The organism is Bradyrhizobium australiense, assembly GCF_013114825.1.
In the GTDB taxonomy this organism is placed as follows: Bacteria; Pseudomonadota; Alphaproteobacteria; order Rhizobiales; family Xanthobacteraceae; genus Bradyrhizobium; species Bradyrhizobium australiense.
The window spans coordinates 331,435-344,175 of record NZ_JAAVLX010000006.1; the positions used below are offsets into that span (position 1 = coordinate 331,435).

The 12,741-nt window shown below is 62.8% G+C and carries 13 protein-coding genes and 1 pseudogene; 3 read left to right on the forward strand and 11 right to left on the reverse strand.

What is annotated here, in order from left to right:
* Positions 1–38: 38 nt before the first annotated feature.
* Both argF and HCN58_RS20255 read right to left on the reverse strand, forming a co-directional pair.
* On the reverse strand, positions 39–965 hold the full coding sequence (gene argF, locus HCN58_RS20250) for an ornithine carbamoyltransferase (protein ID WP_171581143.1): 927 nt from the start codon (positions 963–965) through the stop codon (positions 39–41).
* Positions 965–2,173 (reverse strand): aspartate aminotransferase family protein, encoded by a 1,209-nt coding sequence (locus HCN58_RS20255; RefSeq protein ID WP_171581144.1) that lies wholly within the window; start codon positions 2,171–2,173, stop codon positions 965–967. The genes argF and HCN58_RS20255 overlap by 1 nt, the downstream gene beginning before the upstream one ends.
* Positions 2,174–2,670: 497 nt before the next feature.
* Between HCN58_RS20255 and HCN58_RS20260 the strand changes: the two genes are divergently transcribed.
* On the forward strand, positions 2,671–3,180 hold the full coding sequence (locus HCN58_RS20260) for a GcrA family cell cycle regulator (RefSeq protein ID WP_028351833.1): 510 nt from the start codon (positions 2,671–2,673) through the stop codon (positions 3,178–3,180).
* Positions 3,181–3,225: 45 nt separating this feature from the next.
* Here the strand turns inward: HCN58_RS20260 and HCN58_RS20265 are convergent, their stop codons facing one another.
* Positions 3,226–3,912 carry a LysR family transcriptional regulator substrate-binding protein gene (locus HCN58_RS20265; protein WP_235983746.1) on the reverse strand — a complete coding sequence of 229 codons (687 nt, stop codon included), beginning with the start codon at positions 3,910–3,912 and terminating at the stop codon, positions 3,226–3,228.
* 48 nt (positions 3,913–3,960) lie between these two features.
* Positions 3,961–4,164: pseudogene (locus tag HCN58_RS37480) on the reverse strand (helix-turn-helix domain-containing protein); the annotation flags it as partial.
* Between the two features lie 90 nt (positions 4,165–4,254).
* Between HCN58_RS37480 and HCN58_RS20270 the strand changes: the two are divergent.
* A complete protein-coding gene (locus HCN58_RS20270; RefSeq protein ID WP_311966841.1) occupies positions 4,255–5,271 on the forward strand; it encodes a tripartite tricarboxylate transporter substrate-binding protein in 1,017 nt (338 codons plus the stop codon).
* Between the two features lie 8 nt (positions 5,272–5,279).
* A complete protein-coding gene (locus HCN58_RS20275; RefSeq protein WP_171581146.1) occupies positions 5,280–5,705 on the forward strand; it encodes a dioxygenase family protein in 426 nt (141 codons plus the stop codon).
* A 195-nt stretch (positions 5,706–5,900) separates the two neighbouring features.
* Here the strand turns inward: HCN58_RS20275 and phoB are convergent, their stop codons facing one another.
* The 7 genes from phoB to HCN58_RS20315 all read right to left on the reverse strand — a co-directional run bounded on the left by phoB (position 5,901) and on the right by HCN58_RS20315 (position 12,724).
* Positions 5,901–6,602: a phosphate regulon transcriptional regulator PhoB gene (gene phoB / locus HCN58_RS20285; protein ID WP_171581148.1), complete on the reverse strand. Its 702-nt coding sequence runs from the start codon at positions 6,600–6,602 to the stop codon at positions 5,901–5,903.
* A gap of 73 nt (positions 6,603–6,675) precedes the next feature.
* Positions 6,676–7,392, reverse strand: a complete 717-nt coding sequence (gene phoU, locus HCN58_RS20290) for a phosphate signaling complex protein PhoU (protein WP_171581149.1) — start codon at positions 7,390–7,392, stop codon at positions 6,676–6,678.
* A gap of 11 nt (positions 7,393–7,403) precedes the next feature.
* Complete coding sequence (gene pstB, locus HCN58_RS20295) at positions 7,404–8,225, reverse strand: phosphate ABC transporter ATP-binding protein PstB (protein WP_171581150.1); 822 nt, start codon at positions 8,223–8,225, stop codon at positions 7,404–7,406.
* Positions 8,222–9,067 carry a phosphate ABC transporter permease PstA gene (pstA, locus tag HCN58_RS20300; RefSeq protein WP_171581151.1) on the reverse strand — a complete coding sequence of 282 codons (846 nt, stop codon included), beginning with the start codon at positions 9,065–9,067 and terminating at the stop codon, positions 8,222–8,224. Before pstA ends, pstB begins: the two co-directional genes overlap by 4 nt.
* Position 9,068: 1 nt before the next feature.
* Positions 9,069–10,067, reverse strand: a complete 999-nt coding sequence (pstC, locus tag HCN58_RS20305; RefSeq protein WP_171581152.1) for a phosphate ABC transporter permease subunit PstC — start codon at positions 10,065–10,067, stop codon at positions 9,069–9,071.
* Positions 10,068–10,272: 205 nt separating this feature from the next.
* Positions 10,273–11,283, reverse strand: coding sequence for a phosphate ABC transporter substrate-binding protein PstS (pstS, locus tag HCN58_RS20310; RefSeq protein WP_171581153.1), 1,011 nt, complete (start codon positions 11,281–11,283; stop codon positions 10,273–10,275).
* 139 nt (positions 11,284–11,422) lie between these two features.
* Positions 11,423–12,724: an ATP-binding protein gene (locus tag HCN58_RS20315; protein ID WP_171581154.1), complete on the reverse strand. Its 1,302-nt coding sequence runs from the start codon at positions 12,722–12,724 to the stop codon at positions 11,423–11,425.
* Positions 12,725–12,741: the final 17 nt, after the last annotated feature.

The following is a 12,741-nucleotide window of genomic DNA, read 5'->3' on the forward strand; positions in this document are numbered from 1 at the left end:
TCACGCGCTGCGCTGCGTCCGGGGAACGCAAACGACTCTCACGCCACTTCGTTAAAACACCAGGCCAGAATGCCCTTCTGCGCGTGCAGGCGATTTTCGGCTTCGTCGAACACGACCGATTGCGGGCCGTCGATCACCTCATCGGTAACCTCCTCGCCGCGATGGGCAGGCAGGCAGTGCATGAAGATCGCATCTGGCTTGGCCAGCGACATCAGCTTCGCATTGACCTGATAGGGCTTCAGCACATTGTGGCGGTGTTCGCCGTCCTTGTCGCCCATCGAGACCCAGGTGTCGGTGACAACGCAATCAGCGCCGCGGACGGCGGCTTCAGGATCGTTGCCGAGCACGATCGGCGCCTGCGTCTCCTTGATCCAGTCGCGCATCGCCTTGTTCGGCGCGAGCTGCGGCGGGGTCGCGACGTTGAGCTTGAACTTGAAACGTTCGGCCGCATGCGCCCACGAGGCCAGCACGTTGTTGTCGTCGCCGGTCCAGGCCACGGTGCGGCCCTCGATCGGCCCGCGATGCTCTTCGAAGGTCATCAGATCGGCCATCACCTGGCAGGGATGCGAGCGCCGCGTCAGCCCGTTGATCACGGGGACGGTGGCGTGCGCGGCGAGTTCCAGCAGCGCATCGTGATTGAGGATGCGGATCATAATCGCATCGACATAACGCGACAGCACGCGCGCGGTATCGGCGATGGTCTCGCCGCGGCCGAGTTGCATCTCCGCGCCGGTCAGCATGATGGATTCGCCACCGAGCTGGCGCATGCCGACGTCGAACGACACCCGGGTGCGGGTCGAGGGACGTTCGAAGATCATCGCCAGCGTCTTGCCTTCGAGCGGCTTCTTGCCCTTCTCATGCGCCTTGAGCTTCGCCTTCATGGTGGCGCTCAAGGCCAGCATGTTGCGCAATTCATCTAACGGCAATTCGTTGATGTCGAGGAAGTGACGGACGGACTTGCTCATCATCCCGCCGCCTTCTTCAATTGGCTAGCGGACAGCGCAACACAGGCGCGCTCCAACCTTTGCACGGATTCCTCGATCTCGGTCTCGGTGACGATCAGCGGCGCCAGGAACCGCACCACATTGTCGCCGGCGCCGACGGTGAGCAATTTCTCGTCGCGCAATGCGTTGACGAGATCGCCCGACGGCACCACGGCCTTGACGCCGACCAAAAGCCCCTCGCCGCGCACTTCCGAGAGCACGGCGGGATAGCGGTCGACGACGGAGGCCAGTTTCTGTTTCAGCAGCAGCGACATCTTCTGCACGTGATCGAAGAAGCCGGGCTTCAGCATCACATCGAGCACGGCATTGGCCGCAGCGATCGCCAGCGGATTGCCGCCGAAGGTCGAGCCGTGCGAGCCCGGCGTCATGCCGCTTGCTGCTTCCGCTGTCGCCAGCACCGCGCCGATCGGAAAACCGCCGCCCAACGCTTTGGCCAGCGACATCACATCCGGTGTCACGCCGACGCGCTTATAGGCGAAGAGATCGCCGGTGCGGCCCATGCCGGTCTGCACCTCGTCGAATGCGAGCAGGAGGCCGTGGTCGTCGCAGAGCTGGCGCAGCGCCTTGAAGAAAGACTGCGGCGCGGAGCGCACGCCGCCCTCGCCCTGCACCGGCTCGATCAGGATGCCGGCGGTCTGTGGGCCGATCGCTTTCTTGACCGCTTCGAGATCGCCATGCGGCACCTGGTCGAAACCGTCCATCGGCGGCCCAAAGCCTTCGAGATATTTGGCGGAGCCGGTCGCAGCGAGCGTGCCCAGGGTGCGGCCGTGGAACGCGCCCTCGAAGGTGATAAGGCGGTAGCGCTCGGGATGCCCCTTGGAGAATTGATAGCGGCGCACGACCTTGATCACGCCCTCCATCGCCTCCGCGCCGGAATTGCAGAAAAACACGAGGTCGGCGAAGCTCTGCTCGCAGAGCCGTGCGGCGAGCTTCTCGCCATCCGGCGATTTGAACAGGTTCGACATGTGCCAGAGTTTGGTCGACTGTTCCTGCAGTGCCTTGATCAGGTGCGGATGGCAGTGGCCCAGCGCATTAACCGCGACGCCCGAGGTGAAGTCGAGATAGCGCTCGCCGTTGGTGGCGGTCAGCCAGCAGCCCTCGCCGCTTTCGAAGCCGAGATCGACCCTGGCAAAGACGGGGAGCAGATGCGACGTGGCGCTATTGGTCATGGCAATCACTGAGCTTTGAGACCTGCCGTTGAGACCTGCCGCGGCGCGTGCATTGGCACGAACGCGGCAACAGCCGGTCTTGCGAAAACGAAACGTGCCGCCTCTTAAGGGCGGCACGTGAGAGGCATTCTATGTGGGCGGGGGGCGCTGTCAACAAGCCACGAAGCCGCCTTTCCTGCACTGCAGGATGGGAAATCCGTAGGACTCCGGTGTGGTGGAAAACACGCATTGCAATGCCTAGATGTCGGAACATGTGGACGCGCAGGCGCGGACTCTTGCGCCCGAGTCCCGCCATATTGTAGCGTTTGGGCTGTCGGGTACGACATCTCGTGCGGCAGTTCTGATCCCTAAGAGTCCGTCAGTATGAGCGTAAACGTTCGGGCGCGGTTAGCGCGCCCGGCGAGGGCTAAGGGATTCTGACCGCAGGGATTTTTGAGACGAATGACGTCGCCAGCGCTGCCCCCGATTGGCCGGCGCGATGCGAAGGGAAGATTACGATGACGGTTTTGACCTGGTCCGATGATCGTGTCGAGCAGCTGAAGAAGCTCTGGGAAGCCGGACTATCGGCGAGCCAGATCGCCGCGGAACTCGGAAATGTGACGCGAAACGCTGTGATCGGCAAAGTTCACCGGCTGGGCCTTTCCGGCCGTGCCAAGAGCCCCTCCTCGGCCGCCCCGCGCCAGCGCAAGGCACGTCCTGCCCAGCCGATGATGCGGGTCTCGCGCCCGGTCTCACGCGGCAACACCGCGCTCGCGCACGCCTTCGAAGTCGAGATGGAGCCCGATCCGATCGCCTTCGACAACGTCGTGCCGATGAGCCAGCGGCTGTCGTTGCTCGAATTGAACGAGGCCACCTGCCACTGGCCGGTCGGCGATCCCTCGAGCCCGGAATTCTTCTTCTGCGGCGGCAAGGCGCTCACGGGTCTGCCCTATTGCGCCCACCACTCGCGCATCGCCTACCAGCCCGCCGCCGACCGCCGCCGTCAGCAGCCGAAGCAGACGCGGTGAATTCTTCCTCGCCTCCTCCTTGTCCGGGGGTAACGAGGCAGGCTCTTACAGCGCGCGAACAAGCGATTTCGTCACTTCTTGCGCGCAAGCTATGAATGCTCTTACAGCCGGGCTGAGCGTTCGGTTCCTTAAGAATACGATCTCGGCCGAAATGCGAGGCCCAGCGGCTTTCAAGGGCAGCGCCTTCAACACCGTTCGGTGCGCACTTAGCGCCGCCACGGACGCTGGAAGAATTCCGACAAATTCGCCGCTGGCGATCAACGACACCGTGAGCTGAATGGCGATCGTCTTGACCGTCGGCTTCGGCGGCGCGAAGCCATTGGCTTCAAATACGGCCGCGATCAGGCCGCCCGGCGCGCTGTCGTAAGGTGGTAAGACCCAATTGCGCTTGATGATGTCCGTGAGGGCAGGCCGACGTTTGCGCGCAAACTCACTTTGCGCCCCAATGACGAAGACAAACGGCTCATCGAACAAGACCTCCGAATTGAAGTCTTGCTGCAGTCCCGTGGCCCGCGTGATCAGCAGGTCAATCTTGCGCTCGCGCAACTCCTGGATCTGATGCTGCCCAGGATTGGTCAACCTCACATCAAGCTGGACGCCGGGATGTTGCCTGGAAAACCTCCGCACGATTGCCGGCGTGAGGCTGTGCAGGATGATATCCGTGCATCCGAGCCTCACCTCGCCCGTGTTTGGGTCGGACAGGGATTCCAGCGATCGCAGGCCCTGCTGCATCTCGTCAAAGATGTTGGTGCCACATCGAAGCAGGACTTCCCCGTAGGCCGTGAGTTCGGCGCCCTGCGAGCTGCGATCGAACAACCGCACGCCGAGTGTGCCTTCAACTTCGGAGATCGCCTTGGATACAGCGGGATGAGAAATTCTCAGCCTGCCAGCCGCCTTCGCCATGCTGCCAGCGTCGGCAACCGCCATCAGGATATGAAGATCGCGCAATTTGAGGCGGCGACCAATTCGATCCGACCAGTCCATTGCAAGCCTTAACCTGGAGGTTACAGGGATGCCGCAATTTTCGATCTACCAGATAATGGCCGCACGGACCAGAGTGGCCGCGGGGATTCGGTGATTGCCGGACCGGAGCGGCCACACGAGGACGATCCCATGATTACGAAACGAGCGCTGATGTCGCTGGCGTGCGCTGGTGGTCTGGCCGCCATTTTTCCTGATCCGCGCACGGCTTCTGCCCAGACCGTTTCCCGCATGCTGGTGGGCTTCGGTGCTGGGGGCGCGATCGACGTGATTGCCAGAATGCTGGTTGAGGGAATGAAGGATTACTCACCTGCGTTCATCGTCGACAATCGTCCCGGCGCGGGAGGCCGTCTCGCGCTCGCCGCGCTGAAAAATAGCCCGGCCGATGGCACCGTCATGATCCTGGCTCCGGCCTCCAATTTCGCTGTGTTCCCACATGTCTACAAGAAGTTGGGCTATGACGCGTTCAGGGATTTCGTCCCGGTCACGACGGTCTGTTCGTTTCCATTTCTGATCACCGTCGGCCCGATGGTGCCGGCGGAAGTCCGGACACTGGCCGACTTTGCCAAATGGTGCGCGGCCAATCCCAAGCAGGCGACATACGGCACGGCTGCGGCAGGATCGATGCTGCATTTCACGGGGGTGACCCTCGCCAAGGCGAACCGCTTCGAATTCGTGCACCTGCCATATGGCGGCCCGGGCGGCATCCAGGACCTGATCGGCGGCCGGATTGCCGCAACGATTTATCCAATCGGCACGGCACTTCCCCATGTGCAGTCCGGAGCCATTCGGGCACTGGCGACAACCGGACCGCAACGATCTTCACGGCTCCCCGACGTACCGACGGTTCGGGAGGCCGGATATGCTGCTTTGGAGGCTAGCGAGTGGTTCGGCGTCTTCGTTCCGGCAAATACGCCCGCTGCCCCGGTGAACCGTCTCAACAACGCTATCCGCATAGTAGTGAATGCCAAACCCTTCAAGGCGGCCTTGGCCGAGCTTGCCGTAGATCCCGCCGGTGAAACGCCGAACGAATTTGCGCAGCTGGTCAAAGCCGATTTTGATAGATGGGGGCCGATCGTGCGGGCCTCCGGCTTTACACTGATCGATTGAGGCGCGTTATGACCAACTCGCCGAGCACGGCGTCAGCCGACGAAACGCACGAGAAGATAAGCCGCCACCGGACTCCGGACCAAATTCTTGGCCCCTACTTCCCGACAGGGCATCGTCCCGCCCTGCAAGCCGACCTGACCTCACTCGCTGGGGGTGAAGGGCATGCACAGGGAGAGACCATCGAGGTCACGGGGAAGATACTCAATCTCGATGGCGAGCCTGTCCGTGGCGTGCCCATCACGATCTGGCAGGCCAACACGTTTGGCCGATATACACATCCCAACGACCGCAATCCCGCGCCACTCGACCCACACTTCGTCGGTTGCATCGGCATTCGATCTGATAATGACGGTGCCTATCGGATCAAAACCGTAAAGCCCGGTGCTTATCCCGCAGGCCCCGACTGGACGCGCCCGCCCCACATTCACTTCTAAGTCCACGGCCGGTTCGAACGGCTGATCACCCAGATGTATTTTCCCGGCGAGCCGCTCAATGCCTGCGACAGGCTCCTCAACGCCGCTTTACGTCCTGATCTGCTCATAGCGAGGCCGGCTCCATCGAGAGATGGATCCGGTCAATGTGCCCTGAACTTCGATATTGTCCTTGCGCGGGGCTGAACTGGGCAGCGCCTACTCCACCTTCGCAAACCGGTCATCCAGCGCATAACCCGCGCCGCGGACGGTGCGGATCGGATCCTGCTCGCGGCCCGGGTTGAGCAGCTTGCGCAGGCGGCCGATGTGGACGTCGACGGTGCGCTCGTCGATATAGATGTCGCGGCCCCAGACACTGTCCAGCAACTGCTCGCGGCTGAAGACGCGGCCGGGATGCTCGAGGAAAAATTCCAGCAAGCGATACTCGGTCGGGCCGAGATCGATCTGGCGGCCAGAGCGCGCGACGCGGCGTTTTTCGCGGTCGAGTTCGATGTCGCCATAGGTCAGCACGGTGGCGAGCCGCTCGGGGCTTGCCCGCCGCAACAGGCCCTTCACCCGAGCCAAAAGTTCCGGCACCGAGAACGGCTTGACGATGTAATCGTCGGCGCCGGTCGCAAGTCCCCGCACCCGCTCGCTTTCCTCGCCGCGCGCGGTCAGCATGATAATCGGCAATTGCTTGGTTTCGGGGCGCGCCCTTAAGCGGCGGCAGAGCTCGATGCCGGAGAGGCCTGGCAGCATCCAGTCGAGCACGACGAGATCGGGCACGCGCTCCTTCAGCCGCGTATCCGCATCGTCGCCGCGGCCGACGGTTTCGACCTCATAACCCTCGGCGTCGAGGTTGTAGCGCAACAGCGTGGTCAGCGCTTCCTCGTCCTCGACCACCATAATGCGCGCGCTCATCCTGCTCTTGCCTCTTTTGTTTGACGCGTTTTCTTCACGCGAACCGGTCCCCACTTCGCTCGTAAACGCTTTGTCAAGTATTAGGTACGGTGGTGGCAAACGTCGTCATGTCGCCCTTCGGGCGCTTGTCGAGCATTTGCTGTCCCTCGATCATGTAGAACACGGTTTCGGCGATGTTGGTGGCGTGGTCGCCGATCCGTTCGATGTTCTTGGCGCAGAACATCAGGTGGATACAGAACGAGATGTTGCGTGGATCCTCCATCATATAGGTCAGGAGCTCGCGGAACAGGGAGGTGCAGATGGCGTCGACTTCCTCGTCGCCTTTCCACACCGCCATCGCCGCCGGCAGATCGTGCGCCGCATAGGCGTCCAGCACCGACTTGACCTGCGACTGCACCAGGTCGGTCATGTGTTCGAGCCCCCGCATCAGTTTCAACGGCTGGAAATCGTTCTCCAACGCCGCGACGCGCTTGCCCATGTTCTTGGCGAGGTCGCCGATCCGCTCCAAATCGGTGGCGACCCGCATGGCGCCGACAATTTCGCGCAAATCGATCGCCATCGGCTGGCGGCGGGCGATGGTCAGCACCGCGCGCTCCTCGATCAAGTGCTGCAGCCGATCGATCTCGACATCGGAGGCGACGACGCGCTTGCCGAGCGCGACGTCGCGGCGAACCAGCGCATCGACGGATTCGGTGATCATGCGCTCGGCGAGACCGCCCATCTCGGCGACGAGCCGGGTCAGTTCCTGAAGGTCGCTGTCGAACGCCTTCGCGGTGTGCTCGGAAGCCATCTGTTATCTCCTTAACCAAACCGCCCGGTGATATAATCCTGAGTGCGTCGATCGCGTGGCGAGGTGAATATCTTGTTGGTATCGTCGAACTCGATCAACTCGCCGAGATACATGAAGGCGGTCTTGTCGGAGACGCGTGCCGCCTGCTGCATGTTATGGGTGACGATCGCGATAGTGTAATCCTCCGCCAGTTCCTGGATCAGTTCCTCGATCTTGGCAGTCGAGATCGGATCGAGCGCCGAGCAGGGTTCGTCGAATAAAATCACCTCGGGCCGCACCGCCACCGTGCGCGCAATGCAGAGCCGCTGCTGCTGGCCGCCGGATAACGACAGGCCGCTTGCGTTCAGCTTGTCCTTGACCTCGTTCCACAGCGCGCCGCCGCGCAGCGCCTTCTCGACGCGGCCGTCCATCTCGGACTTCGATATTTTCTCGTAGAGGCGGATGCCGAAGGCGATGTTTTCGTAAATCGTCATCGGGAATGGCGTCGGCTTCTGGAACACCATGCCGACGCGGGCTCGCAGCAGATTGAGATCTAGCTTGGGGTCGAGGATGTTAGTCTGGTCCAGCATGAGCTGCCCGGTGGCGCGCTGACCCGGATAGAGATCGTACATCCGGTTGAAGATCCGCAGCAATGTGGATTTGCCGCAGCCGGACGGGCCGATGAAGGCAGTGACGCGGTTTGTGCCGAGCGTCAGGTTGATGTTCTTCAGCGCGTGATGCTCGCCGTAGTAAAAATTAAGGCCGCGCGCGGTCACCTTCGGCGCGGCCTCGGGCAGCGCCGGCTGCGGAACGGGCCCGCTCGCGGAACTTACGGATACGGATAGATCGGTCATTTGGATGTCCTCTCGGCGCCAAGAAGACGCGCGCCAATATTCAGGGCCAATACGGTAAGCGTGATCAGAAGCGCTCCGCTCCAGGCGAGTTGCTTCCAGTGGACATAGGGGCTCTGCACGAAGTTGTTGATGGTGACCGGCAGGTTCGCCATCGTCTTGGTCAGGTTCAGGCTGAAGAACTGGTTGGAGAGGGCCGTGAACAACAGCGGCGCTGTTTCGCCGGCGACGCGGGCGGTGGCCAGCAGCACACCGGTAATCAGACCCGATCGGGCAGCACGATAGGCGATCCGCCGGATCACCAGCGAGCGCGGCAGGCCGAGCGCCGATGCCGCCTCGCGCAGCGGATTGGGCACCAGCCCCAGCATGTCCTCGGTGGTGCGCACCACCACGGGGATCACAATCACGGCGAGCGCCAGACAGCCGGCGAAGGCCGAGAAGCCGCCCATCGGCACCACGATTGCGCCATAGATGAACAGGCCGATGATGATCGAGGGCGCGCTCAAGAGGATGTCGTTGATGAAGCGGATCACCGAGGTGAGCCTGTCGTGCTTGCCGTATTCGGCGAGATACGTTCCCGCGAACAGGCCGAGCGGCGCGCCGATGCCGACCCCGATCACGGTCATGATGATCGAGCCGATGATCGCGTTGCGAAGCCCGCCCTCGGTCGATCCGGGCGGCGGGGTGTCCTGGGTGAAGACGGCGAGGTTGATGCCGGACAGGCCGTTATAGAACAGCGTGAACAGGATCAGCGCGAGCCAGGTCACGCCGAACAGTGCGGCGCCGACGCACAGCGTGCGGATGATGATGTCGTTGCGGCGGCGGGAGGCGTAGATCGGGTTCATGTCAGTTCCCCGCCTTCTTTTCCAGCCGCAGCAGCATCAGCCGCGCCGCCGCCAGCACGAAGAACGTCAGCACGAACAGCAGTAGCCCGAGCAGGATCAGGCCCGACTGGTGCAAGCCGTCGCTCTCGGCGAATTCGGATGCGATCGCCGCCGAGATCGTGGTGCCCGGCGCGAAGATCGAGGACTGGATCTTGAACGAATTGCCGATGATGAAGGTCACCGCCATGGTTTCGCCCAGCGCGCGCCCGAGCGCCAGCATGACGCCGCCGATCACGCCGACCCGGGTATAGGGGATCACGACATTGCGGACGACTTCCCAGGTGGTGCAGCCGACGCCGTAGGCGGCCTCTTTCAGCACCGGCGGCACCGTCTTGAAGACGTCGACCGAGATCGAGGTGATGAAGGGCAGCACCATGATCGCGAGAATCAGCGAGGCGTTGAACAGGCTGAGATAGGACGGGGGACCGGCGAAGATCGTGCCGAGCACGGGGACGCCGTCGAAGACGCTGATCATGAACGGCTGGAAGGTATTGGCCAGGAACGGGCCCAGCACGAAGAAGCCCCACATGCCGTAGATGATCGATGGGATTCCGGCGAGCAGTTCGATGGCAAGGCCAATGGGGCGGCGCAGCCATAGCGGACAGATCTCAGTGAGAAACACCGCAATGCCGAGGCCGACGGGAATCGCGATCATCATCGCGATCACCGAGGTAATCAGCGTGCCGTAGATCGGGCCGAGCGCGCCTAATACCGGCGGATCGGCCGACGGCGCCCAGCGCTGCGTCCACAGGAAGGCCAAGCCATATTCCCGGATCGCCGGCCAGGCGCCGACGACCAGCGAAATGATGATGCCGCCGAGGATGAGGAGAACCGAGATCGCGCAGGCGCGCGTGATCCAGTAGAAGGTGATATCGCCAAGCTTGAAAGCGCTGAGGGCCCGTGCGCGATCATAGGGTCCGGCAGCTTCCATTACGTCGCTTTCAACCGCCATCTCTGCCACGCTGGTCCCCTGTATTTACTTCAACGCCCGACAAATGTCGCTTCTGCTTTGAGCGATCTTGCTGACGATTTATCCCGCGTCATTCCGGGATGGTCCGAAGGACCAGACCTCAGATGCGTAATTGCGCATCGGGGAATCTCGAAATTCCGGGTTCGCGACTACGTCGCGCCCCGGATGACGGGGCGCGACGTGCTCAACGTCTGTCTCAGCTCTTGATCTCCGACGACCAGGTCTTTTCGATCAGCTTGACGACCGATTCCGGCATCGGGATGTAGTCGAGCTCTTCGGCCATTTTGCCGCCCTTCTCGAACGACCATTTGAAGAACTTGATGGCTTCCTGGGACGCCGCCTTGTCCGTTGCATCCTTGTGCATCAGGATGAAGGTCGCAGCCGTGATCGGCCAGGAGGCTTCGCCGGGCTGGTCGGTGAGGATCACGTAGTAGCCGGGCGCCTTGGACCAGTCGGCGTTGGAAGCCGCCGCCTGGAACGCCGCAATGGTCGGCTGCACGGTCTTGCCGGCCTTGTTGACCATCGCCGCATAGGTCAGCTTGTTCTGCTTGGCGTAGGCATACTCGACGTAGCCGATCGCATTCTTGGTCTGGCCGATATTGCCGGCAACGCCTTCATTGCCCTTGGCGCCGACGCCGGTCGGCCATTCGACCGCGGTGCCCGAGCCGACCTTGGCTTTCCATTCGGCGTTCGATTTCGAGAGGTAGTCGGTGAAGTTGAAGGTGGTGCCCGAACCGTCGGAGCGGCGGACCACGGTGATCGCGTCACTTGGCAGCTTCAGCTTCGGATTGAGTTTTGCGATCGCGGCGTCGTCCCACTTCTTGACCTTGCCGAGATAGATGTCGCCGAGCACCTCGCCCGACAGCACCAGTTCGCCCGGCTTGATGCCTTCGAGGTTCACGACCGGCACGATCGCGCCCATCACCATCGGCCACTGCACCAGGCCGTCCTTCTCGAGCGTCTCATGCTTCAGCGGCGCGTCGGTGGCGCCGAAGGTCACGGTCTTGGCCTGGATCTGCTTGATGCCGGCGCCGGAGCCGATCGACTGGTAGTTCAGACCGTTACCGGTCTCCTTCTTGTAGGCGTCGGCCCACTTCGAATAGATCGGGAAGGGGAAGGTGGCGCCCGCGCCGGTGATATCGGCCGCGAAGGCCGACGTCGACGCGGCGACCAGGCCGGCGGCGACGATTGTCCTGATGCAATTCATGGTGGTCTCCATTTCCTGAGCGAAGCGCCGTTGCGCCCGATCGCGCTCATGCCGCCCGTGGTAGAAGCGGTCGGTAGCGCTTTTACGAAGGTTCGATGACAGCTGGATGACAGCGGCAAGCGCTTGCAATCGCTTGTATTTACGCCGCCGTCGGCGGTTTCGCTGGGGGAAAACAGGCGGTGAAGGTGGCGCCGTTTTTGGGCACGCTTTCGATCAAAAGACGGCCGCGATGACGGTTAAGAATATGTTTCACCAGCGATAAACCGAGCCCGGTTCCGCCCTGCGCGCGGCTGTCGCCGACATCGACCCGGTAGAAGCGCTCGGTCAGCCGCGGCAGGTGTTCGGGCGCAATGCCCGGGCCGAAATCGCGGACCATCACGCGAACTTCCGGCGCGCCCTCTCCCGAGGCGACCTGGTTCAGCGAGACGACCACCCTCCCGCCGGAGGCGCCATATTTGAGCGCGTTCTCGATCAGGTTCTCGAACAGCCGCAACAGTTCCTCGCGATCGCCCGCAATCGCGACCGGCGCCTCCGGCAGATCGATCTCGATCGCGACCTGGCGTTCCCTCGCCAGCGGCTCCAGCCCGTCGGCGACCTGGCGAATGATCGGCACGATATCGACGCAAGCTTCGGGGCGGACATGCGCCGACAATTCGACCCGCGACAGCGACAACAGGTCGTCGATCAGCCGCGCCATCCGGGTCGCCTGCGTATGCATGATCGATAGGAAGCGATCGCGTGCCTTGGCGTCATCCTTGGCCGGGCCCTGCAGCGTATCGATGAAGCCTGATAAGGCGGCGAGCGGCGTACGCAGCTCATGGCTGGCATTGGCGACGAAATCGGCGCGCATTTCTTCGACCCTGCGCAATGGCGTCTGGTCGTGGAACGTCATCAGCATGCATCTTTCGGTGCCGCCGAACAGCGTCGGCACCGGTACCGGCGTGATGATCAGTTCCATCCAGCGGTCGACCGGCACCTGGTCGAGATAGTTGGCGCGGCGCGGCTCGCTGGTCGCGATCGCCTCGCGCAATGCGGTGATGATCTCGGGCGAGCGCAACGCGAACTGGGCGAGCTCGTTCTTGCGCAGCGCGGGTGCGAGCTGGGCAGCCGCCGCATTGAGATGAATGACGCGGCCGGCGCGGTCGAGCAGCACGGCCGGATCCGGCATGCCGGCAACGACCGCGCTCACGGCAGCAGACTCGACCGGACTGGCGGCGCGGACATCCTCGCGGGAACCAACGGAATCATGCAGCCGCCATGGCACCAGCGCTGCGGCGGCGATGCAGATGAAGACCGCTACCGCACGCGCCAGCGAGAGATCGGCCAACAGCACCAGCGCGCAAAGCGCCAGCCCGGCGGCCAGCAGGATGATGGCCGAATGCCGCAACCGGTCCGGCCACGGTGCAAAAAAGGAGGAAGGGTTGGAATCGTCTATCGCCATCGCGCAGGCCTTCTTCC